The following is a 21,941-nucleotide window of genomic DNA, read 5'->3' as shown; positions in this document are numbered from 1 at the left end:
CGCCTGGATGGTCAATCTTAGAATCTTGAGGAGATATCTATCGCAAAGTACTTGGGGTGATCTGCGAGCGGGCGCTTTTCGAACATGGTCTGGGACAATGTCCAAGCCCGTTCAGGTGTCTGCCCGGGAATCAACGGTTTTAGTGCCTTCGCTACGTAGGTGGTTGAGCGGCCCTCATCTTCAAGTCTCTGGAACGCGACGCCAACTTTCGCGTCAATTGAGCGGCCATCCACGACCATTGGAAATGAAGCTTGCACGGTGTTGGGCGTCCAGTTGCATGGGCCACGACCGTAGTAGTCAGCAACGGCCATCCCGTCTTTGAACGCTTTACTGGTGAATTCGGTTGAACTGATGCGTTGCACCTGCAATTGAACAGAATGCCATTTGGGTTCGTAATTCACGCGCTCGTAGTTGTCGATCGGCGGCAGGCAACGTGGGTCAATTTCGTAAAGGACGGTTATCTTGGGCGTTGGGACGCTCACGGGTGCATCGCGGACCCGGATCACGATCGGCAGGGCATCCCTGGGAGCAGGATTCTCGCGGTACACCGGGTACGAACGGTCCTTGCTGCAGCCTGGGGCGGCAACGGCGATCAAAGCAATCAACACAACACGAGGAAGGGTCTGGAGGGTTGTCAGCATCATCGGTCCATGTCGCTGATTGAGGTGCTACCGGGCGGCGCCAGTACAGGCTTACTACAAAGCATGGCTCTCATTGCGTGACGCAGTTTGCAGGACTGCCCAGATCGTAGATCAGCTGGGCAGAGCGTGTCGCCTTGAAGGATGAAGCCCTGACTGACTTCTTGGGCAGATGCGACAGTTCCCGCTCTCTCAGCTTCACGTTCATCGGCGCGCCATTGCGAGGCGTGCGCTGACCATACGATCCGCTCTGGCCAGGCCTACCCGCGCCGCCCGCCCCTCGGCTTGTTATGGCACAACGGATAACTGGAACACGACCGGAACGCTCCATGCGGCCCATTCCGATCCACGAACACCCCCACCTTGCACACCGGGCAGCGCTCCTCATTGATCGCCACACCCGACACGCTCGTAACCTCCACCACGCCATCCTCCACCAGCTCATCCAGGAACGGCGAGCGTTTGCCCTGCAGCGTAAACATCGCAACACTCCGCCGCGCACGCGTCAGCGCCACATAGAACAGTCGCCGCTCTTCGCCCAGCGGGAAGGTATCGCCTTCGGGCATCGCCAGCGAAAGCACCGGGTCGTCCGCTCGCAGGCTGGGGAAACCGCGGTTTACCATTCCCGGCAGAATCACATAGTCCGCCTCGCGCCCCTTTGAACGGTGCGCGGTCAGGAACTCCACGTCCATCGTGCTGCCAAAGGCCGTCTTCCAATCCGCCGGTAGTGCGCTGCGATCATTCCGGTAGCGGCCCAGAATGAACACGGTCACGCGCCCGTTGCGGCCGCGAGGCACCGCGCCGGACAGCAGTTGCTGATGCAGCGTAGCCAGATACTGGCGAACGCCATCCTGAACTTCTTCGCGCCGGGTCATCTGGAATGCCTGCAGCACCGGTCCAACAGGCGCCGTCGAAGAACGCACCGCCTTGGCAATCTGCGCCGGGTTGCGGCTGATGAAGCGGCTGGAGATATCGCACAGTTCCTGCGGGCAGCGGAAGGTCTGCTCCAGTTTCAGTACCTGGCCGTGCCCCATCCATTCGCGGAAACCGGTCATCACCGAAACATCGGCACCGGCGAAACGGTTGATGGACTGCCAGTCGTCGCCCACCGCAAACAGATAACGGCCCGGGCGGTTGACCAGGGCGCGGCACAGGCGGGCGCGGGCGCGCGATGCATCCTGGAATTCGTCGGCCATCACCAGTTCGTAGGGCGATTCATAGTGGCCCTGTTCCAGCAGTCCGGCGGCCATGTTCAACATGTCCTCGAAATCGATGCTGCGCTCGTCGACCAGTGCATCATCCCAGGCCTGGAATACGGGCCCGGCGATTTCCAGGAAGCGCCGGTAGCGTTCCTTGAACTGGTCTTCGGGCATCTGCCGCAGGCGCTCGGCCATGTCTTCCAGGCTCAGGCAGTTGCTCTTGGCATGGGCGATGAAGGTGCGCATCAAGCCGATCAGATCGGCATCGGGCATGGGCTTGGCGCCGGCGTCGGGCAGTTCACGGTCCGGGTTCGGGTCCAATTCAATGCGCGATTCGCCCAGCCGTTCCGACAGGTGGTGCAGGGCCTCGCCACTGCGCAGCCCGAACGAGGTGGTCTCGACCAGCGCGGTCCCGCGTGCGGCGTGCTGCTCGCGCTTCCAGCGCACACCCTCGGCGTAGTTGGCGAACTGCTGTGGCGGCCGGCCGTCGGCGTCCAGCGCGAAGTGCTCGTGATACAGCGCGGCATCCGGGTAATAGAAGGCCGGGCGGTATTGGCGATGGGTATCGGTGGCGGTATCGAATTCGTAGCGCCGCTCGTAGTCGTAGGCCACGCCGTTGTAGAACAGCCAATCGGCAATCACGCACTCTTCCAGGCTCTTCACCCGCTCGCCCTGCAGGGTGCGGATATAGGGTGTGCCATCGCGGTCGTAGCCATCGGCCAGCATCTGCGCGCCCAGCGGCGGCAGATCGCGGCCGAACACCAGGCGGAACATGTCCCACTGGGTGCGGAAGTGGGTCGAGCGGTCCTTCAGGTCGTCCACCAGTTCGGCCAGCTTGTTGAAGCCCAGCGCTGCATCGATGGCCCATTCGGGAATATCGGGCTTGCGGCCGGTGGCCTTGGCGATGATCGACAGGCCCAGTGCGTGGAAGGTGCGCGCCTCCACCACGGTATCGCCCATGCCCAGCCGCTCAAACGACCGCTGCGCGCGTTCTTCCAGTTCCTTGGCGGCATCCTTGTTGAAGGCCAGCATGACGATGCGTTCGGGCGCAACGAAGCCGCGATCAATGGCATAGGCGGCCTTGGCGACCATCGTCGAGGTCTTGCCGGAGCCGGCCGCGGCGACCACCTGCACGTGGTTGTCGAAACAGATGACCGCGCGGGCCTGTTCCTCGGTCAGTGGCTTGCTCTCGACCCGGTGCAGGAAACTGCGGGCCAGCACCAGCTCGCGCGTTGCCATGGTCGCGTTGGCTTCGGCCCAGACGGACGGCCAATCCAGTTCCCAATCGTGCAGGGCGTCCAGCGCGGCACGGTGGCTGTGCGACTGCAGGTCGTCGTGCACATCCTCATCGAGGAACAGCCGCTGCAGCGCGGACGGCTGCAACGGCAGGGCAGGGCGCTCGGCCAGCAGTGCCTGCTGTTGTTCGTGCGTGATCCAGCGGCGGCCGGCGCTGCCGCGGTCGGTCAGGGCATCTGCCTCGGCCAGCCAGCCCTGGATCTGCGCCAGGATGTCCGCAAAGAGCGCCTTGCGCCCACGGGTGGTGCAGGTAAGCCAGATCTGCTGCACGGCGGCCGAAAGCTGCGACGCCTGGCGGTTGGGCAGGCCATCCACCGACAGCGTTTCACCGTCGTCGCGCTGCAGCTCGACCCGGGCCCAGAACAGGCCTGGAATGATCCGCACACGCGCGTCGCAATCCACGTGCTGCCGGTACTGCGCGCTCCCAATCGAGAGTTCGACCTGTTCGCCATCCAGCCGCAGCCGCCAGTCCGGCGAGCGGGTCACACGTTGGCCCCAGCCCGAGGGGCGCCATTCCATAGACATCCAGATACTGCCTTGCGTACGTCACTAGGCGTAAAGCGCCCTTACAGCCCCATGATAAAGGGGCTTGATGGCGTGCGCGGCGTTTCCGGGTCAGGCCAGGCAGTGGGCCAGCGATGGCGTTGCACCACCGCTGGCCCGATCGCCGTCAGGCATTCACATCCACAACGATTCGCCCGCGCACCTTGCCCGGGATGATCTGCTCGTACACATCCAGCACTTCGGCCAGCCCGATCTGCTGCACCGTGCTTTCCAGCTTCTTCGGGTCCAGATCGGTGGCCAGGCGATCCCAGGCGCGCTGGCGCACCTGCTGCGGTGCGTTCACCGAATCCACGCCTGCCAGGGTGACGTTGCGCAGGATGAACGGCAGCACGGAACCGTGCAGCGCATCGCTCTGCGCCAGGCCGCAGGCGGCCACCGCGCCGCGGTACTTCGTTTCGGCCAGGGCATTGACCAGGGTGGGGCCGCCGGCCACGTCTACCACGCCCGCCCAGCGTTCGGAGCTGATCGGCTTCTTGCGCGGCTCGGACAGCTCCGCGCGGTCGATGATCTCGGCCGCGCCCAGGCTGTGCAGGTAGTCGGCATGTTCCGGGCGGCCGGTGGCGGCCACCACGCGATAGCCCAGCTTGGACAGGATGGCCACGGCAATCGAGCCGACGCCGCCATTGGCGCCGGTTACCAGCACATCGCCCTTGTCCGGGGTCACGCCGGCATCTTCCAGCGCCAGCACGCACAGCATCGCGGTATAGCCGGCGGTGCCGATGGCCATGGCATCGCGGGTGGTCAGGTTGCTGGGGATCTTGTTCAGCCACTCACCACGCACGCGCGCGCGCTGGGCCAAGCCTCCGTGGTGGCCCATGCTCAGATCCCAGCCATTGAGCACCACGCGATCACCGGTCTTGAAATCGGCATTGCTGGATTCCAGCACCACACCGGCCAGGTCGATACCTGGAATCAGCGGAAACTTCTGGATGACCGGGCGGCTGTTGGTCAGCGCCAGCGCGTCCTTGTAATTCAGGGTCGAATAATCGACCTGCACCAGCACATCGCCGTCCATCAGGTCGGCCTCATCAAAATCGACCAGTTCAGTAACGACGCGGTCGTCGGTCTTGCTCGAAAGTAGTGCCTTGAATGTCATCGCGGGCCTCACGGTCAATGGATGCGCCCATGCTAGGCTCGCACCGTGATTGCAACAAGAACGATGGTTTTTCGTAGGTACTATGGTTTTCCGGAGTATTCATGCGTAGCAGGCGTTGGGACAACAAAAGTGGTTGTGCCGTGGAAGTCACCCTTTCGGTGATGGGTGGCGTGTGGAAGCCGATCATTCTGTTCCACCTGATCAAGGGCAGGCGCCGGTTCATGGAACTGACGCGGCGGGTGCCCAACGCCACCCAATCGATGTTGACCAGCCAACTGCGCGAACTGGAGGCCGATGGCGTGGTGATCCGCCATGTCTATCCGGAAGTGCCGCCGAAGGTGGAGTACGAACTGTCCGAGTTCGGCCACACGCTGGTGCCGGTGCTGCTGGCCATGCGCGAGTGGGGCGAAACCTATCGCGGGTACCAGAGCGCGCGCGATGACAGTTGACGCGTAAGGTGTCGCGATTGGCCCGTCGGAGCGAGTTGAATTGCGGCTGGCGTGGGTGATCGCTGAAAGCCAGCAGCGCCATTGAAGGGGCTATTCGTCACGGCGTGACGCATGTGCCCCGACCACGCTATGGCGGCGTATTTCCCTACTTTTCATCCACGAAAGACTGCGGCAATCATCGCCACGCCAAGGCACCCGCCCTGGCCGGGATTGGCGTCCCGAACTTACGTACCACTACCGGTCGGATTTGCAGCTCATCCTGCAATCGCGACAATGCACCGCCTGCCAGTCTTTGGCGGACGGTGCGTGGGGATCTCGTGATCCGCCGGCTTCAGTGGTACGTATCCGGCACGCCAACCCGCACCGTCCGCCACCTTGCTTTCGCAGGTGGCCACACCGTGAGGTTGCCGCCATGTCCGACCTGCTTCCCGACTATCCCCGACTGCATGCGATGCTGGGAAATGCCACGCGCGATCTGCCCAATGCCATCGCTGAACAGCTGGAAGACGCGCTCTGCGATTCGCCCGACGGCCTCGCGCCGTCCGCCTTCTTCGCACACCTGAAAGGCCATGGCAGGAACCTGCGTGCCGACGGCCAACCGTGGGGCGAACATCGCCTGACCCCCACCCGCGCGTTCGATCTGGCCCTGGCTACGCGCTGCGCGTCGGGCATTACCGCATTGACCGCCGTGCTGCATGCCGCCCATGTGGCGCGGGAAAGTGATGATCCGGCGGGCTGCCCCTCGGCGGCCGTGGTCGATGGACTGTTCGACGCCTGCGAAGCCTTGTCGCTGCAGGTAGAACGGTGTCTGGTTCCGTGATAACCCACGATTCGCTGCCTACACGGTAGGTGCCCACCTTGGTGGGCACGAGCGGTAAAGCGGGACCGCGCAGGGTGGCCGGCATTTCGGTAGGTGCCCACCTTGGTGGGCACGAGGGGTAAAGCGGGACCGCGCAGGGCCGGCTTTTCGGTAGGTGCCCACCTTGGTGGGCACGAGGGATAGGCGGAGACCAATGCCCACCAAGGTGGGCATCTACCAAAGCGAGACCGCGCAGGGTAGGCGGAGAGCAATGCCCACCAAGGTGGGCATCTACCAAAGCGAGACCGCGCAGGGTAGGCGGAGAGCAATGCCCACCAAGGTGGGCATCTACCAAAGCAGGGCCAGGCAAAGCGCAATGCCCACCAAGGTGGGCATCTACCGGGCGCTGCCGTGCGCCGCTTCGGTCATCACCTGGGCCAGTTGCTTCAGCGAATACGGCTTCCGCAGCAGGGTGAAACCATGCCCCGGGTCGCGTGCCAGCAGTTCGCTGTAGCCGCTGGTCAGGATGATCGGCAGCTTCGGGAACTGGGTGCGGATCGTGCGTGCCAGCTCCAGGCCGTTGGTGCCGGGCATCACCACGTCGGTGAACACAAGCTGGAAGCGCGCGGCGTCGTGTTCCAGTTCGGCCATGGCCTCAGCCGCGTTGCGCGCCAGCACCACGCCGTAGTCCAGCTCGCGCAGCGCGCCAACGGCGAAGTCGGCCACGTCCACGTTGTCTTCCACCACCAGCACGCACAGCCCGCCGCCACTGGCCAGGCCGTGGTGCGGGGCAGGGCGCGGCACGCTGTCGGTGCATTGGGTCAGCGGCAGGTACAGGGTGAAGCAGGTGCCCGCGCCCGGCCGGCTCTGCACGTCCACTTCGCCTTCGGACTGCTTCACGAAGCCGAACACCTGGCTCAGTCCCAGCCCGGTGCCGGCGCCCACGCCCTTGGTGGTGAAGAACGGTTCGAAGATGCGTTCCAGCACCGAAGGATCAATGCCACTGCCGGAATCGGTCACGCTTATCGCAGCAAAATCGCCCTTCAGCGGAATCGACTGGCGCACCGACGGCACGGTGCTGACCCGTTGCACTGCCAGTGTCACCTTGCCGTGGCCCTCGATCGCATCGCGCGCGTTTACCGCAATATTGATCAGCGCGGTATCCAGCTGGTTGCGGTCCAGCAGCACCGGCAGCGGCACATTCGGCAGGTCCAGAGCTACATCAATGCGTGCGCCCACCACGGTGGTGATGATGTCCGCCAGCGCCTGCACGCTTTCGCACAGGTCAAACACTTCCGGTGACAGGCTCTGCCGCCGCGAGAACGCCAGCAGCTGGGCGGTCAGTTTGGTCGCACGCTCGGCCGCCGATTCGATCGCCTGGGCGTAGCGCCGGCGCGGGTCATCGCTGGGCCAGCCGTACAGCAGCATGTCCACCGAACCGGTGATCACCTGCAGCAGGTTGTTGAAGTCGTGCGCCACGCCGCCGGTCAACTGGCCCATGGCTTCCAGTTTCTGTGCCTGGCGCAGCTGCTCGCGTGCGCGCACCAGTTCCAAGTGTGCCTCGCGTGCTTCCTGGGTAATGGCGGCCACCTGGCGGCTGTGCAGGTCGCGTTCGATCACCCGCTCGGTCTGCTCGCTCACCACGCACAGCAGGCCGGCGATTTCGCCGTTGCCCAGCCGCAGCGGCGAATACGAGAAGGTCCACCAGGTTTCCTTCATCGCGCCGTCGCGGTCCATCATCAGGCGCAGGTTCTGGAAGCTGCGCGCGGTGCCGGCGAAGGCATCGTCGATGGCCTGGCTGACGTCGGCCCAGACATCGGCCCACACCACGTCCAGGCGTGCGCCCATGGCGCCGTGCAGCTTGCCGCCCAGCAGCGGCAGGTAGGCATCGTTGAAGAAGAACGCCTTGTCCTGCGGCCCCCAGGCAATCCACATCGGCTCGGGGGAATCGAACACCATGGCCAGCACGGTGCGCAGTTCGGCCGGCATCTGCGCGGCCTGCGCGGTCTGTGCCCAGTCACTGTCCTGCAGCAGACGATACGCCAGCTGCTCGGGCGCAGAGACCGGAAGGGAAAAGGCGTGCATGGCCGCTCAGGGCAGGAAGGTGGCATAGCGTACCCGACGGCGTGTGTGCATGCTCTACACGCCGCCGGGTGGTCATTGCGGCATCAGAAGCTGTACGCCGCCTGCAAGTACACCCGGCGCGGTTCGCCGGGGAAGTGGCCGTTGCGCTCGATGAAGCCGCTGGCCGCATACACCTTGTCGAACAGGTTCTTCACGTTGGCCTGGAACTGCCACTGCTGCCAGGTGGTCTTCCAGCTCATGTCGAACACGGCGTACGGCTTCACCCGCTGGCCGTCCAGGCTGACGCGCTCACCCACGTAATCGGCACCAAAGCCGATGGCCGAATGCAGGGCGGGCAGGTCGTAGCGGGTCCACAGGCCCAGCTTGTTGCGCGGCGCATTGGCGAAGCGATCGCCGGAGGCATTGGTGATCCCGTTCGGGCCGGCGTCCTTCACCCGCGCATCGTTGTAGGCGTAGGTCAGGTTCAGCACCCAGCGTTCGGTCAGGTCGGCCAGCAGGTCCATTTCCATGCCGGTGCTGCGCACCAGGCCCAGCGCGGCCAGCTGGTTCACCCCGCCCACCACTTCGCCGGTGGCCTGCACGATGTTGCTGCGGTCGATGCGGTAGGCGGCCAGGTTCAGGGTTACCCGGTCGGCCAGCAGCGATTTCATGCCCACTTCCCACTGCTTGCTGCGCTCGGCATCGAACGGACCGCCGGCGGCTGAATTCTGGTTCGCCGCAGTCTGCGGCACGAAACCGCTGGCCACGTTGGCGTACAGGTTCAGGCCGTCGCGCACGATGAAGGTGCTGCCCAATCGCCAGCTGATGTCGTTGCCATCCACGCTGCTGTGGGCGATGCGGTCTTCATCCTTGAAGCCGTCCCAGCGCAGGCCGGCCAGCGCGTGCCAGCGCGGGGTCAGGGTCAGCTCATCCTGCAGGTAGCCACCGTAGCGCTGGCTGCGGGTGGACGTGCTGCGCCAGGGCAGGGCGGCCAGGTTGTAGTCATGCCAGGTGATGGCGCCGTACACCGGGTTGAACAGGTCGATGCCCTGCACCGGGCCGGCGCCACGGGCCAGGTCGGCACTGTTGGCGGTCTGCGCGGTGAAGTCCGCATCGGTCTGGTACACATCGGCGCCGAACAGCACCTTGTGTTCGATGCCGCCGGTGCGGGTGCGCCACACCGCATTGGCGTTGGCGGTGACCGCGTCGTTGTCGCGGATCTGGTTGCGCAGCTGGCGGGTCATCCACTCGGCCACGCCGTCGCCGTCGCGGTCGATCAGCCCCATCGGCTCGTGGTACATCTGGTGTTCGCTGTTCTTGAACCAGCGCGCCGCCACGTCCACGTCCAGTGCATCGGTGGGGGCGAAGCGGTACTGCGCCAGCGCCACCTTGGCGCGCATGTCCAGGAAGTCGCTGGCTTCGTTGTGGTTCCAGCGGCGGTCGGTCAGGAAGGTGCCGTTGTCGTCCACCGGCACGCCGCGCAGGCGGTTGCCGCCCAGCTTCTGGGTGATATCGGTGAACTGCAGCACCAGCTCGCCGGTGTCGCCCACGTCGAAGGCCAGCGAGGCATCGCCAATCACGCTTTCACTGTCGGTGTTCCAGCGCACGCCCGATTCGCTATCGCCATAGATGCCCGCGCGATAGCGCACGCTGCCGCTGCGGTTCAACGGGCCGGTGCCTTCAATCGACGCGGCGCGGAAATCCTCGTTGCCGACCTGCAGCTCAATGCGGCGCTCGGCGCTGGCCTTGGGCTTGCGGGTGACGTAGTTGATCACGCCGCCGGCATCGCCGCCGCCGTACAGGGCGCCGGCCGGGCCTTTCAGTACTTCCACCCGCTCGATGTTGAACAGCTGCGGCACCGAAAAGCCGGCGTAGGGATCGCCGCGCAGGCCGTCGTACAGCACATTCTCCTGGCGGAAGCCGCGCAGGGTTACACCGGCGTAGCTGAAGAAACTGATGCCGCTGATGCTGCGGTACAGGTCGGTCACCTGGCGGGCGGCCTGGTCGTCGATCAGTTCGCGCGGCAGCACCTGGATCGACTGTGGCACCAGGGTCAGCGGGGTGTCGGTGCGGGTGCCGACGGCGGCGTCGTCCACCCGGTACAACGTCTGTGCGCGGCCACGCACTTCCACTTTGTCCAGATCCTGCACGCCGGCAGGCGGGCTGTCGGCGGCGTGGGTAGTGTGTGCGGCAATAGCCAAGGGCAGGGCGAGCGCGGCGCACAGGGCGCGGCGGCGGGGCAAACTAGTGGGCATGGGCAGTGCGGGGGTGGCTGCAAATGAGAAATATTAGCATTTGCAACACTTCGACACGCATCCCCCGTTCGGGCAATGCCGTTTCGTTTCAGAGGCGCAGGGTCAGTACCGTGCCCGAATCGCTGGCGCTGACCACCGACAGCGTGCCGCCATGGGCCTTGGCGATCTGCGAGGCGATGTACAGCCCCAGGCCGAGGCCGGAATCCAAGCGCTTTTCCTGCGGGCGTGAGAACGGCTCGAACAGCGCCGCCAGCTGCGCCTGCGGGATCACCCCGCCGTTGGCCACCTCAATCCGCAGGCCGTCGCCCTCGCTGCGGCCGGTCACGCGAACGGGTTCCCCGGCGGTGCCATGCACGGCGGCGTTGATGACCAGATTGGCCAGCAACTGGCACAGGCGCGCGCCGTCACAGCGGAACACCGGCGGCAACTGAAGATCCAGCTCGCAACGGCGCTGCGGATAGGCGCGCATGGCCTCGCGGCAGGCCACGGCCAGTACCCCGGAAAGATCGGACCAGTCTTCCAGCTTCAGGGCAATGCCGGTGCCCAGCCGGCCCCGGGCGAAATCCAGGGTCACATCGATCAGCTCGGCGATGCGGTCGGTGCTGTCGTTGATGTGCTCCAGCACCTTCTGCTGGGCCACGCTCAGCGTACCCAGCAAAAGCAGGTCGGCGCCGGCACGGATGGCCTGCACGGGGTTGCGCAGATCGTGGGCCAGCACCGCGATGAACTCCTCGCGCTCCTTGCCCACCCGCAGCAGCTCGGCGTTGTTGTGCTCGGATTCGGCCAGTTGCACGTCGCGGGTGGTCCCATCACGCCTCAGGCCATCGATCAGTTCCGCATCGGCGTCGTGGCTGTGCACGGCATCGATCTGCCCGGCCACCAGCCGCGCCAGCATCGTCAGCGCCGCCACATGGCTCTCGTCCACCGGCCGGGGCAGCGGATCGAGCGTGCAGAGCGTACCGAAGATGTTGCCGTCAGCCAGGGTGATCGGCACGGAGATATAGCTGCGGAAACCGTACAGGCCGGGTACCGGGCTGTGCTGGAAATCCGGGTGGGCATGTGCGTCGGCAAACCAGACCGGGCACTGCTGGGCCTTCACGTCCCTGCAGAAGGTCTTGTTGATGTCCAGCACCATGCCGTTGCTGATGCCCAGGCCGGCGCGGTCAACACTCTGCACGGCCCGCCAGTGCGCATCGGTTACTTCGCCCACCAGCGCCACGCGCATGCCCGTCAACTGGCAGGCGAGGTCCAGCGAGGGGCGGAAGCCGATTGGTGAGGGCATCGCAGGCAATCCGGCATCGCGTCTGGGCAGGGGCAGTATAGCGACGTGCGGTGCGCCAGCGGTTCACTCGGCCACCTGGGTATCCAGCAGCGGACGGCTGTGGCCGGTGAACAGCTGATCCGGATCCATCGGCCGGGCCAGGGCAAATCCCTGGATCTCATCGCAGCCCAGTGCGCGCAGGCGGCTGACCTGGTCGGCACTCTCGGCGCCTTCGGCCACCACGCTGTAGCCCAGGCGATGGGCCAGGCCGATGATCGCTTCCACCTTCACGCTGGACCGGTTGTCCAGGCACAGGCGATCGATCAGCGACTTGTCCAGCTTCAGCGTGCTGATCGGCAGTTCGGTCAGGTAACCAAAGTTACTGTAGCCGCTGCCGAAGTCGTCCACCGCCACGCGGATGCCCGCATCGGCCATCCGCTTCAGTTGTTCGCCCTGCTGCGAATCGGCACGCAGCCATTGGCTTTCTGTGATCTCCACTTCAATCTGCGTGCAGGCCAGGCCGCGCCGGTCGATCCCGGCAATCAAGCGCTCGGCCGCGCCTTCGCGGGCCATGTCGCGGGCCGAGTAGTTGATCGACAGGTTCAGCGGCAGGCCATCGGCGTGCCAGCGTGCAAGCTGGTCCAGTGCGCGGTCCACCACCCAGTCGGTGATGCCGTGCATCAATGCGGTGCGTTCGAACACCGGAATGAACTCGGCCGGGCTGACCGGACCCAGTTGCGGGTGGTTCCAGCGGATCAGCACTTCGGCCGCGACGGGCTGCAGGTCGCGGGCGCGGAAGCGGGGCTGGTAGACCAGATGGAACTCGTCCTGCTGCAGCGCCGTGCGCCCGTCGGTGGCCAACCGGTAGCCGCGACGGGTACTGGCATCGTGGCCCTGCGAGTACCAGCGGAAGGGCGCGCGGGCGGACACCGCCGCGCTCAGCCCCACCAGCAGGCGGCGGATCACTTCCCCCGCGCTGTGCTGGCCCAGGGTCAGCTCGCACACGCCGGCGTGGAAGCCCGGTGACATCGGCACTTCGGCAGCCATCATCGGCCGGGTCACCCGCGCCTGCAGTTCGGCCAGCAGGGCTTCCACCGCGCTGGCCTGCTCCAGATCCAGCACGAAGGCGAAGCGCGCCACGCCCACGTGGTAGACCTGGGCCAGCCCGTCCAGTGCCACCTTCAGGCGCACGCCGGTGCGCCGTATCAGCGTTTCCAGCGGCGCCATGCCCAGCACCTGTCCCGCCTCGGTGGAAACGGCGGTATCGAACACATCCACCAGCACCGCATGCATGAAGGTTCCCGGCTCGCGTTCGGCCAGCGCATCGTGGTCCAGCATGAACTGCTGGCGATCAGGCAGGCCGCTCACCGGGTCGCTGCGTCCGCTCATCGCCCGCAGCTCCAGTTCGTTCATGGCCGCCCGGGCCAGCGTTTCCAACTGCCGCCGCTCGGCCTCGGACAGCGTGCGCGGTGCATCGTCCATCACACAGAACGCGCCGATGGCCACGCCGTTGCGCGCCACCAGGGGCGCCCCGGCATAGAAGCGCAGGTGTGGCTCGCCCGCCACCAGCGGATTGCTGGCATGCCGCGGGTGTTGCAGCAGATCGTCGATCACCAGCGTTTCGGTTGAACCAATCGTGCTGGCGCAGATGGAATCGCGGATATGGGTCTGCGACACCGCCAGACCGCGGCGCGAGACCAGCCGCTGACGGTCGATCTGCAGCAGCGACACGAACGCGACCGGCACGTTGAGGGTGTGCGTGGCCAGCTCGGTCAGGCTGTCCAGCGAGGCGCCACTGATCTCGCCCAGCGCATTGAGGCTGGCGAGGGTGGACATTCGTTCTTCATCACGGCTGGCGGGCATGTACGGCACATCGTTACGGCGATCGGGGCGCTACACCGCCAGCATGCCGCAGGCGGCGCGAAGGCGGTGTGGCGTCGGCTTGCGCGAAGCGGCCCTGCGATCCTGCCCACTGAATCCTTCAGCTGGGCAGGGCAGGGCATGCGTTTACGCTGCGCGCTGCAACGTCGCGTGCGGTGCGCCAGCGGCTGTGATCCTGAACGTCGCTGCCGCCTGGTCCAGCGCGCTGGCCTGCTCGGCCATGGCGCGCGCCGATGCACTGGCCTCTTCCACCAGCGCGGCGTTCTGCTGGGTGGCCTCGTCCATCTGCGCGATGGTCTGGTTCACCTGCTCGATGCCGGATGCCTGTTCGCTGCTGGCCTGGGCGATCTGCTGGATCAGCTTGTCGGTCTGGGCGGCGGCGGCGCGCAGTTGCTCGATGGCCTGTTCGGACTGGCGGGCGATGCCGATGCCGGCCTGCACGTTCTCGCCGGAGGTTTCGATCAGCGCCTTGATGTCCTTGGCCGACGCTGCCGCGCGCTGGGCCAGGGTACGCACCTCGCTGGCCACCACGGCGAAGCCGCGCCCCTGTTCCCCGGCGCGTGCCGCTTCCACGGCGGCATTCAGGGCCAGGATGTTGGTCTGGAAGGCGATGCCATCGATCAGGCCCACCATCTCGCCGATCCGCTGGGACGAGGCGTCGATCTGCTGCATCACCTGCACCACATCCTGTACTGCGCGGGCGGTGCGCTGCACGGCATCACCGGCGCTGCGCGATGCGGCGTTGGCATGCTGGGCATGCTCGGCGTTCTGGCGCACGGTCGACGTCAGTTCTTCCATCGACGCGGCGGTTTCCTCCAGGTTGGCCGCCTGGCTCTCGGTGCGGCGCGAAAGGTCCGCGTTGCCGGCGGCAATTTCGTCCGAGGCGTTGGCAATCGATGCTGCGGCCGTCTGGATGCGCTGGACGATGCCCGACAGGTTCTCGGCGGTGCGGTTGGTGTCGCGCTGCATGGCCGCGAACACGCCCTGGTAGCTGCCCTGCAGGCGGCGGGTCAGGTCGCCCTCGGCCATCGCGCCCAGTACCACCGACAAGGCCTTCAGGCTGCCATCGGCGGTTTCCATCAACTGGTTCAGATCCACGATCATGCGCTGGAAGTCGTGGCGGTAGGCCCCGGCATCGCCGCGTGCGCTGAAGTCGCCGGCGGCTGCCGCGCGGGCCAGGCGCTGGATGTCCTGGTTGATCGCATACAGGCTGGCCTTGGCCGCATCCATCGATTCATGCAGCATCGCGCGGCTGCCGGGCAGGCGCCGGGCGTCGCGGCGCAGATCGCCCTGGGCGTATTCGTTCAGCACCTCGATCGCATCGACGATGGCGTCCAGGTGCTCGAACACCATGGTGTTCATGCCCTCGGCCAGCTCGCCATACACGCCCGGGAAGTCGGTCGGCATGCGATGGGTGATGTCCTCGGCGGCATGCTTGTCGATCATCTGCCGGGTCTGCTGGGAGAAGCGCTGCAGCAGCTGCACCATGCCATCGGTGGCACGCAGCATCTGGCCCACCTCGTCCTGGCTGTCATCCTGGGCGCGCACGCTCAGGTCGCCACGGGTCACCGCATTGATCGAGGCCTGCACGCGTGCCAGCGGCACGGTCAGGCTGCGCGAGATCAGCCACGCGGCCAGGATGCCCAGCGCCAGGCTGGCCACGCCGAACAGGGTCAGCAGGCCAGTGGTGCGCGCCGCCAGTGACTGCATCTCCGCCGCCGCTTCCGCTACGAGCTTCTGCTGCAGATCGGCGAACTCGCTCAGTGCCGTGTTCCATTGCGCCGCGGCCGGCGCCACCTTGTCCAGCAGCAGGGCGTCGGCGGCCTGGAAGTCGCCCGCACGCATGCGCGCGTCCAGCTCGGCCAGTGCGGCCTGTGTGGCCTGCTGGTGCGCGGCCACCTTGTCACGCATGGTCTGTGCCAGCGGGCTGGTGGCTGGCCGTGCAGTGAAGTGCTGCCAGATCTGATCGTAGCGCGCGGTCTGCGCCTGCACGGTGGCCAGGTCGCGGTCCAGTGCCTGGCCGCGGCGCAGCAGCATATCGCGGCGCAGCAGCAACAGTTCCTTGTTGATGATCAGCATGTCGTACAGCTCGCCCATGCGGGTCACGCGTACGTTCACCGCGTTGTCGAACTGTTGCCGCTGTTTGTAGTTGCTGTGCAGGGCGATCGCAAGAATGGTGGCGATCATCAACAACAGGATGGAAAAACCAGCGGTAAGGCGGGTGCCTACCTTGAAGCGGCGCAGTGTGTTCAATTTGTGAAGTCCGGTAGTCGTCGTAAGCCCGACTGCCGGGCGTGTCTGCACAGGCGAGAGTCCCGGCAGGCAGTAAGACGGTAGCGGCGCTGCAAGCCGAAGCTTTAGCGCAATGGTTCGGTTTTTTTTCGAAGGCGCCTGCGCATCAAGCAATGCAGAGCACGAACACCGCCGACAGCGCGACCATCAGCACGAACACGCGTCGGCTCAGGGCCAGGCAGGCGAGGCCTGCGGCCAATGCCCATGCACCGAGCAGGACACAGGCCAGCAGCCACAGGCCCATGCCCATCAGCGAGCCGGACACTACGCCCGACAGCGCCAGCGCCTTGAACAGGCCCACGCCCAGCACGCTGCCCAACAGCCCTGCCTGCAGGGCGACGGCATCATGGCGGGCAGGGGAGGGGCGGTGCTGCATGGCTGCACTCTGCCGCAAGCCACATCCACGCCATGTGTTTTTCAAGGGGTCGGATCCCTTTCCAGCGGAAAGGGCTCTGACCCCAATCCCGTAGCTCACGCATCGTCATCCAGCGCATCGCCATCCCAATCGGGCAGCGCGCTGTCGGCACGCAGCGCATCGGGGTTTACCGGCTCCAGCAGGGTGTAATCATCGCGTTGCGGGTCGCGGACACCCAGGCCGACATAGGCAGCCTCCAGCACGGCGGTATGCGCCTGTCGTCGCAGTTGCGCCGGGGTGGTCAGCTCGCCACGCAGCCAGGCCGCCGCGGCCGCGGGTTCCACAAACACCGGCCCATCGGCAGACAGCGGCGCCGGGATCGACGGATTGCCATCGGTCAGGATCGAAAACGTGTCGCGCATGTCGCCGGCCTCGTCCTGCCAGTGTTCCCACAGCCCCGCCGCCAGCAGGGCCAGGCCATCCTGGCGCTGCACGAACATGGGCCAGGGCTGTCGTCGTTGCCGGTCCCATTTGAAATAGCCCGTCATCGGCACGATGCAGCGCCGCTTGCTCCAAGCATCGGCAAAGATGCGGCTGCGCGGGGCGCGCTCCAGCCGGGCCGTGACGGTGGTGTAGGGCGTGGACGGTTGTTTCGACCAGCGCGGTACCAGGCCCCACTGCATTTCCGCAACGACTGTCGTGGTCGCGTCATCGGCGGCGCCGGCCGCCCAGACCCAGGCGTGGCCGTCCTTGCCAATGTTGTAGTGCGCATCTCCCGTTGCCAGTGCTGCGGCCACGTCACCGGGCAGGGCAGCAGGGAAGCTGTCCGCGTCCACGAAGGCCTGCACGAAACGTCGCATGACCGCTCCGTCGCTGCCTCAGCGCGGCGGATGTGCCTGCAGCACGTCGCGTCCTCGCGGGGTCAGGTCGATGTCACCGTCCTCGGCCTGTACGGCAAGGCCTGCGGCGACCGCCCAGGTTGCGGCGTCGCTGTCTAACTGTTCCGCATCGGCAATGGCCTGCAGGATCCGTCGCTGTGCTCCTGTCAGTGTCGCGTCCATGTTCATACCCCGAGCACGCGCGGCTGCCAGTCGGCCACGCGTGCATTGCTCACGGCCTGATGGCAGCCGCAGTCTTCACAGCGGAACAGGGTGCCGCCCGGCAGGTGCAGTAGATTGCCTTCGGTGGACGAGGTCGTGGCTTCGCAATGGTTGCACGTCACCGTCAGCGACGTGATGCGTTCGACCCCGCCGGCCATGTTGAAGACGGCCTCGAAGGCGCGAATGGCGAAATGACCGGTGTCCGACATGAGGGGAAGGGGGGCAGGGGAAGGTGCATTCATCGTCACACTTTCACCTGTGATGACCCCGTCAGCCCGATGCGGTGGCGAGATCAAATCCAGCTACTGGACACAGCCCTGCCAGCGGCAAGGGCTGTGTCCAGGGCCTCAGGCGGCCTTGCGGCGGCGGTCTACCATCACCGAGACGCACCACAGCAGCAGGCCGCCGATGGCGGTCGCCGCGCCCACGTAACCGGTGGTGGCCGGGCTGAAGCCGGCGCTGATGGCCATGCCGCCCAGCCACGGGCCCAGTGCATTGGCCGTATTGAAAGCAGCGTGGTTGGACGCGGCGGCCAGGGTCTGCGCTTCGCCGGCCACGTCCATCAGGCGGGTCTGCAGCACGGCCGCCAGTGCGCCCATGGTGCCCACCGTCACGATCATCGGGCCGATGGTCCATACCGACTGCGCTGCCAACGGGTACAGCAGCAGCATCACGATCGACCAGGCCAGCACCACGGCGGCGGCCTTGAAGTGGAACTTGTCCACCAGCCAGCCGCCGGCAATATTGCCGATGATCGCGCCGATGCCGAACACGCCTACGGCCAGCGGCATCCACGATTCGGCCACGCCGGTCACCTGCACCAGCGTCGGGGCCAGATAGGTGAACACACAGAACATGCCGGCGAAGCCGACCGCACCGATCGCCAGCGCCAGCCACACCTGGGTGGTGTTGAAGGCGCGTAGCTCGCGCATGGGGGAAGTACGCACCTCGTCCGGGTCCGGCAGCAAGAAGCGGGCGATCATCACGACGGTGGCGATGGCCAGCAGGCTGACCAGGGCGAAGGCGGTGCGCCAGCTGACCTGCTGGCCCAGCCAGGTGGTGAGCGGATTGCCGATCAGGATCGCAATCGACAGGCCCAACAGCACCCGCGACATGGCCTGGCCGCGCTGGCCGGCCGGGCTGATTGCCGCGGCCACCAGCATGGCCACGCCGAAGTAGGCGCCGTGCGGCAGGCCGGCGACGAAGCGGGCGACCAGCATGGTGGCGTAGTTCGGTGCCAGCGCGCTGGCCAGGTTGCCCACGGCGTAGAAGCCCATCAGCGCCAGCAGCAGCTTGCGCCGCGGGAAGCTGGCGCCGACGAAGGCCAGGATCGGGGCGCCGACCACCACGCCGATGGCGTAGGCACTGATCAGGTGGCCCACCTGGGTTTCGCTGATGGACAGGCCGCGGCTGATTTCCAGCATCAGGCCCATGCTGGCGAATTCACTGGTGCCGATGGCAAAGCCGCCCAGCGACAGGGCGATGATGATCAGGGTGCGCTGGCGGGGCGTGAGCCGTGCGGCCAGGGAGGAATTGGGGCTCATGCGGGGGCGCGATGGGGCAAGGGAACGGGCCATTGTACTGCTGCACTGCAGCAGGCGGCAGCGGCGTTCAGGAAAATCAGTGTTCGGCCGATTGTGCGCCTGGGCGGCCGTGTCGATCTGCCCGGCGTGGGCGCCGGTCGCCACCGCGCGGGCGCATGCCAACCCGTGCAGGGTGGTCTTCGAAGCACAGACGTGTATTGTCGGGGATGGCACCCGCGCGTTGGCACCCCTGGTGGAGCGACGCACGGGCCCGTCGTGGGAACGACATGTGAACGCCGTCACGGAGTGAAGCAATGCAGCAGTACACACACCAACTTGAACTACGTGGGCGCTACCGATTGGTAGCGGTGACCCACGCGCCGGTGTACGCTCCCGGCGATGTGATCGGGCATGCGGTCATCGCCGATGACGGGGAACGTCTGTCCGATCTGATGTCGCTGGCCGAGGCGCGGCACTACCTGGAAGGGCTGCTGCGGGAAGAGGGCATCGAGCCCGGGCTGGAGGATGAAAACCACCTGCGGAAGAAGGCGTCACGCTGGCGCCGCCGCTAGTTCGTCGCGCCCTTGGGCGCATCATGGAGGATTCGGGTGTTGCCCAGTAAGAAGTATCTGCTCATCGCCATCGCCGCCCTGGCGACCCTGGTGCTCGGGTTTGCGCTGTCCGGTTATCTGACCCTGCTGTTGCTCGGCCTGGATACCAAGCTCTTCACCTGGAACACCTATTACCAGTATTTCAATGCCCTGGGCCAGCCGCAGGTCGCCCCGTTCGTGGGCAAGATCAAGTGGGCCGGCTACCTTGGCTTCGGTGTGCCGCTGCTGCTGCTGGCGGTGATCGCGCTGGTGGCGCTGCTGAAGAAGGACAAGCGCTCGCTGCACGGCGATGCCCGCTTTGCCACCAGTGCCGACCTGGCCAAGCACGGCATGTTCAAGAAGACCGGGCAGAGCATCGTGGTCGGCAGCCACGGCGGCAAGCTGGTGCGCCTGGATGGCCAGCAGTTCGTGATCCTGGCCGCGCCCACCCGTTCGGGCAAGGGCGTGGGCGTAGTCATTCCGAACCTGCTGGAATACGGCGAATCGCTGGTTGTGCTGGACATCAAGCAGGAAAACTTCGACCTGACCAGTGGCTGGCGCGCCAGCCAGGGCCAGGAAATCTACCTGTTCAATCCCTTCGCCGAAGACCGCCGCACGCACCGCTGGAACCCGCTCAGCTATGTGTCCGACGATCCGGCCTTCCGTGTTTCGGACCTGATGAGCATCGCCGCCATGCTGTACCCCGATGGCGCCGAGGACCAGAAGTTCTGGGTCAGCCAGGCCCGCAATGCCTTCATCGCCTTCACTCTGTACCTGTTCGAGAACTGGGACGACGAACGTGCCAGCGGCTTCCCCGGCGGCATGGGCACGCCCACGCTGGGTGCGGTGTACCGCCTGTCCTCCGGTGACGGCACCGATCTGAAGAAGTTCCTGAAGAGCCTTTCCGAGCGGCCGTTCCTGAGCAGCAATGCGCGCTCGGCGTTCGCCAACATGCTGTCCCAGGCCGATGAGACCTTCGCCTCGATCCTGGGCACCTTCAAGGAGCCGCTGAACGCCTGGATCAATCCGGTGCTGGACAAGGCCACCAGCACCAACGACTTCCTGCTCACCGACGTGCGCAAGAAGAAGATGACCATCTATATCGGCATCCAGCCCAACAAGCTGGCCGAAAGCCGCCTGATCATCAACCTGTTCTTCAGCCAGCTGATCAACCTCAATACCAAGGAACTGCCCAAGTCCAACCCGGACCTGAAGTACCAGTGCCTGCTGCTGATGGACGAATTCACCTCGATCGGCAAGGTGGACATCATCGCCTCGGCGGTGTCCTACATGGCCGGCTACAACGTGCGCCTGCTGCCCATCATCCAGAGCATGTCCCAGCTCGATGCCACCTATGGCCGGGAAACCTCGCGCACCATCATCACCAACCACGCGCTGCAGATCCTGTACGCGCCGCGCGAACAGCAGGACGCCAACGACTACTCGGACATGCTGGGCTACACGACCATCCGCAAGAAGAACGTGACCCATGCCCGTGAGAAGACCCACAGCTACAGCGAAGAGCGGCGTGCGCTGATGCTGCCGCAGGAACTGAAGGCGATGGGTCCGGACCAGGAGGTATTCCTGTACGAAGGCATCCCGCATCCGGTGAAGTGCGACAAGATCCGCTATTACAAGGATCGCTATTTCACGTCGCGTCTACTTCCGAAAGTTGACGCGCCGGTGCTCGATATTTGAATTGTCGAGTGCTGAATGTGACGCATGCACGAATTCATGGATGTGAATTCGTGAAGTGCGTCAAAAAAACACCATACGTTGATGGAATTCAGACTTGTCTGACATGGAATTGACGTGCGGTTGTGCGACTCTATGCACGGCTTGGGAATCCTCGGGATTCAGCTTGCTTTCAGAGTGGCCAGGAGTTTCAGCCATTGGAACAGGGATGGTTCCGACGTTGGTGAGGGCGCATGAGCGCGGCTTGGAAAAGCCGTGGTCTGCGACCTGGTTGGCAGCTTTCGGGCTGCAGGGGAACCGTGACAGTTGTGCCCTGTTAAGTGCGCTTACTGTGACGTTTCTGGCGTGCGCCATGCAGCGCCGGACGACCAGGGGACCAACATCGGGACTGCTTTTTCGTACGTCAAAGTGAAGCCCGTATGAATCAGGCGTTTATCGTGAAAATGTCCATCGCCGCAGCCGCGGCGTTGATGGTGGCCGGTTGCGCCACCAAGCCCGCACCCGATTTCGGCGGACGCTGGAAGCCGGTGAACCGGTTTGCCACGGCCCCGACCGAAATCCCGCTCTATACCAGCTATGTGTACCAGGCGTCGCCGATGGACGGCACGCTGAAGGCGATGCTTGAGCGTTGGGCCAAGGATTCCGGCCGCACCTTGGATTATCGCCTCAGCTCGGATTTCACCCTGTATGGCGCGGTGTCGGACATCGACACCACCAACGCACAGCAGGCCGTGATCGACCTCACGGCAGCCTATGCGGCACAAGGTGTTTCCGTCTCCATCGTGGGCAACCAGATTGTCGTGCAGAACGCCGGATCGACGCCCACTGCGGCGGTTCCGGCGGCTGACGCCAACAGCGGCAGCTGAGCCCCACCGAAATCATCG

18 protein-coding genes are annotated in these 21,941 nt (G+C 65.4%); 5 read left to right on the top strand and 13 right to left on the bottom strand.

Annotated features, from left to right (window positions below):
* Positions 1–17: 17 nt before the first annotated feature.
* From C1932_RS11770 to C1932_RS11760, 3 genes are all read right to left on the bottom strand, one after another.
* Positions 18–641 carry a hypothetical protein gene (locus tag C1932_RS11770; protein WP_159094539.1) on the bottom strand — a complete coding sequence of 208 codons (624 nt, stop codon included), beginning with the start codon at positions 639–641 and terminating at the stop codon, positions 18–20.
* 257 nt (positions 642–898) lie between these two features.
* Complete coding sequence (locus C1932_RS11765) at positions 899–3,652, bottom strand: UvrD-helicase domain-containing protein (protein ID WP_108762292.1); 2,754 nt, start codon at positions 3,650–3,652, stop codon at positions 899–901.
* A gap of 151 nt (positions 3,653–3,803) precedes the next feature.
* Complete coding sequence (locus C1932_RS11760) at positions 3,804–4,793, bottom strand: MDR family oxidoreductase (protein WP_108762291.1); 990 nt, start codon at positions 4,791–4,793, stop codon at positions 3,804–3,806.
* Positions 4,794–4,894: 101 nt separating this feature from the next.
* Between C1932_RS11760 and C1932_RS11755 the strand changes: the two genes are divergently transcribed.
* The gene (locus C1932_RS11755) at positions 4,895–5,242 is read left to right on the top strand and encodes a helix-turn-helix domain-containing protein (protein WP_108753418.1); all 348 of its coding nucleotides are present in this window, start codon (positions 4,895–4,897) and stop codon (positions 5,240–5,242) included.
* 412 nt (positions 5,243–5,654) lie between these two features.
* Positions 5,655–6,062, top strand: coding sequence for a hypothetical protein (locus C1932_RS11750; protein ID WP_108762290.1), 408 nt, complete (start codon positions 5,655–5,657; stop codon positions 6,060–6,062).
* Between the two features lie 375 nt (positions 6,063–6,437).
* On the opposite strand, the gene C1932_RS11745 is transcribed toward C1932_RS11750, so the two are convergent.
* The 10 genes from C1932_RS11745 to C1932_RS11700 all read right to left on the bottom strand — a co-directional run bounded on the left by C1932_RS11745 (position 6,438) and on the right by C1932_RS11700 (position 18,793).
* The gene (locus tag C1932_RS11745) at positions 6,438–8,126 is read right to left on the bottom strand and encodes a PAS domain-containing sensor histidine kinase (protein WP_108762289.1); all 1,689 of its coding nucleotides are present in this window, start codon (positions 8,124–8,126) and stop codon (positions 6,438–6,440) included.
* 83 nt (positions 8,127–8,209) lie between these two features.
* Positions 8,210–10,366, bottom strand: coding sequence for a TonB-dependent receptor (locus C1932_RS11740; protein ID WP_234412387.1), 2,157 nt, complete (start codon positions 10,364–10,366; stop codon positions 8,210–8,212).
* 82 nt (positions 10,367–10,448) lie between these two features.
* Complete coding sequence (locus C1932_RS11735) at positions 10,449–11,642, bottom strand: GAF domain-containing sensor histidine kinase (protein WP_108762287.1); 1,194 nt, start codon at positions 11,640–11,642, stop codon at positions 10,449–10,451.
* Between the two features lie 63 nt (positions 11,643–11,705).
* Positions 11,706–13,457: an EAL domain-containing protein gene (locus C1932_RS11730; RefSeq protein WP_108762286.1), complete on the bottom strand. Its 1,752-nt coding sequence runs from the start codon at positions 13,455–13,457 to the stop codon at positions 11,706–11,708.
* A 171-nt stretch (positions 13,458–13,628) separates the two neighbouring features.
* A complete protein-coding gene (locus tag C1932_RS11725; protein WP_108762285.1) occupies positions 13,629–15,755 on the bottom strand; it encodes a methyl-accepting chemotaxis protein in 2,127 nt (708 codons plus the stop codon).
* Between the two features lie 145 nt (positions 15,756–15,900).
* On the bottom strand, positions 15,901–16,170 hold the full coding sequence (locus C1932_RS11720; RefSeq protein ID WP_108756493.1) for a hypothetical protein: 270 nt from the start codon (positions 16,168–16,170) through the stop codon (positions 15,901–15,903).
* 95 nt (positions 16,171–16,265) lie between these two features.
* Positions 16,266–17,009 carry an SOS response-associated peptidase family protein gene (locus C1932_RS11715; RefSeq protein WP_108762284.1) on the bottom strand — a complete coding sequence of 248 codons (744 nt, stop codon included), beginning with the start codon at positions 17,007–17,009 and terminating at the stop codon, positions 16,266–16,268.
* An 18-nt stretch (positions 17,010–17,027) separates the two neighbouring features.
* Positions 17,028–17,216, bottom strand: coding sequence for a hypothetical protein (locus C1932_RS11710; RefSeq protein ID WP_108762283.1), 189 nt, complete (start codon positions 17,214–17,216; stop codon positions 17,028–17,030).
* Positions 17,213–17,491 (bottom strand): hypothetical protein, encoded by a 279-nt coding sequence (locus C1932_RS11705; protein ID WP_234412116.1) that lies wholly within the window; start codon positions 17,489–17,491, stop codon positions 17,213–17,215. Before C1932_RS11705 ends, C1932_RS11710 begins: the two co-directional genes overlap by 4 nt.
* A 105-nt stretch (positions 17,492–17,596) precedes the next feature.
* A complete protein-coding gene (locus tag C1932_RS11700; protein ID WP_108762282.1) occupies positions 17,597–18,793 on the bottom strand; it encodes an MFS transporter in 1,197 nt (398 codons plus the stop codon).
* Between the two features lie 293 nt (positions 18,794–19,086).
* Here C1932_RS11700 and C1932_RS11695 point away from each other — a divergent pair, with 293 nt between their 5' ends.
* The 3 genes from C1932_RS11695 to C1932_RS11685 all read left to right on the top strand — a co-directional run bounded on the left by C1932_RS11695 (position 19,087) and on the right by C1932_RS11685 (position 21,923).
* A complete protein-coding gene (locus tag C1932_RS11695) occupies positions 19,087–19,344 on the top strand; it encodes a hypothetical protein (protein WP_108753406.1) in 258 nt (85 codons plus the stop codon).
* A gap of 36 nt (positions 19,345–19,380) precedes the next feature.
* Positions 19,381–21,060: a type IV secretory system conjugative DNA transfer family protein gene (locus tag C1932_RS11690; RefSeq protein WP_108762281.1), complete on the top strand. Its 1,680-nt coding sequence runs from the start codon at positions 19,381–19,383 to the stop codon at positions 21,058–21,060.
* A 416-nt stretch (positions 21,061–21,476) separates the two neighbouring features.
* Positions 21,477–21,923, top strand: coding sequence for a hypothetical protein (locus C1932_RS11685; RefSeq protein ID WP_108749944.1), 447 nt, complete (start codon positions 21,477–21,479; stop codon positions 21,921–21,923).
* Positions 21,924–21,941 lie beyond the last annotated feature (18 nt).

Origin of the sequence: Stenotrophomonas sp. YAU14D1_LEIMI4_1 (assembly GCF_003086815.1) — a bacterium.
Taxonomy (GTDB): domain Bacteria; phylum Pseudomonadota; class Gammaproteobacteria; order Xanthomonadales; family Xanthomonadaceae; genus Stenotrophomonas.
The sequence above is the reverse complement of the archived record's forward strand: the minus strand, read 5'-3'. Positions and strand labels throughout refer to the sequence as shown.

What these genes read in the sequence shown, in the direction of transcription:
- C1932_RS11770 (WP_159094539.1), bottom strand. Translation starts at nt 641, where the DNA reads ATGCTGACAACCCTCCAGACCCTTCCTCGTGTTGTGTTGATTGCTTTG.
- C1932_RS11765 (WP_108762292.1), bottom strand. Translation starts at nt 3,652, where the DNA reads ATGGAATGGCGCCCCTCGGGCTGGGGCCAACGTGTGACCCGCTCGCCG.
- C1932_RS11760 (WP_108762291.1), bottom strand. Translation starts at nt 4,793, where the DNA reads ATGACATTCAAGGCACTACTTTCGAGCAAGACCGACGACCGCGTCGTT.
- C1932_RS11755 (WP_108753418.1), top strand. Translation starts at nt 4,895, where the DNA reads ATGCGTAGCAGGCGTTGGGACAACAAAAGTGGTTGTGCCGTGGAAGTC.
- C1932_RS11750 (WP_108762290.1), top strand. Translation starts at nt 5,655, where the DNA reads ATGTCCGACCTGCTTCCCGACTATCCCCGACTGCATGCGATGCTGGGA.
- C1932_RS11745 (WP_108762289.1), bottom strand. Translation starts at nt 8,126, where the DNA reads ATGCACGCCTTTTCCCTTCCGGTCTCTGCGCCCGAGCAGCTGGCGTAT.
- C1932_RS11735 (WP_108762287.1), bottom strand. Translation starts at nt 11,642, where the DNA reads ATGCCCTCACCAATCGGCTTCCGCCCCTCGCTGGACCTCGCCTGCCAG.
- C1932_RS11730 (WP_108762286.1), bottom strand. Translation starts at nt 13,457, where the DNA reads ATGTCCACCCTCGCCAGCCTCAATGCGCTGGGCGAGATCAGTGGCGCC.
- C1932_RS11720 (WP_108756493.1), bottom strand. Translation starts at nt 16,170, where the DNA reads ATGCAGCACCGCCCCTCCCCTGCCCGCCATGATGCCGTCGCCCTGCAG.
- C1932_RS11715 (WP_108762284.1), bottom strand. Translation starts at nt 17,009, where the DNA reads ATGCGACGTTTCGTGCAGGCCTTCGTGGACGCGGACAGCTTCCCTGCT.
- C1932_RS11710 (WP_108762283.1), bottom strand. Translation starts at nt 17,216, where the DNA reads ATGAACATGGACGCGACACTGACAGGAGCACAGCGACGGATCCTGCAG.
- C1932_RS11705 (WP_234412116.1), bottom strand. Translation starts at nt 17,491, where the DNA reads ATGAATGCACCTTCCCCTGCCCCCCTTCCCCTCATGTCGGACACCGGT.
- C1932_RS11700 (WP_108762282.1), bottom strand. Translation starts at nt 18,793, where the DNA reads ATGAGCCCCAATTCCTCCCTGGCCGCACGGCTCACGCCCCGCCAGCGC.
- C1932_RS11695 (WP_108753406.1), top strand. Translation starts at nt 19,087, where the DNA reads ATGCAGCAGTACACACACCAACTTGAACTACGTGGGCGCTACCGATTG.
- C1932_RS11685 (WP_108749944.1), top strand. Translation starts at nt 21,477, where the DNA reads ATGAATCAGGCGTTTATCGTGAAAATGTCCATCGCCGCAGCCGCGGCG.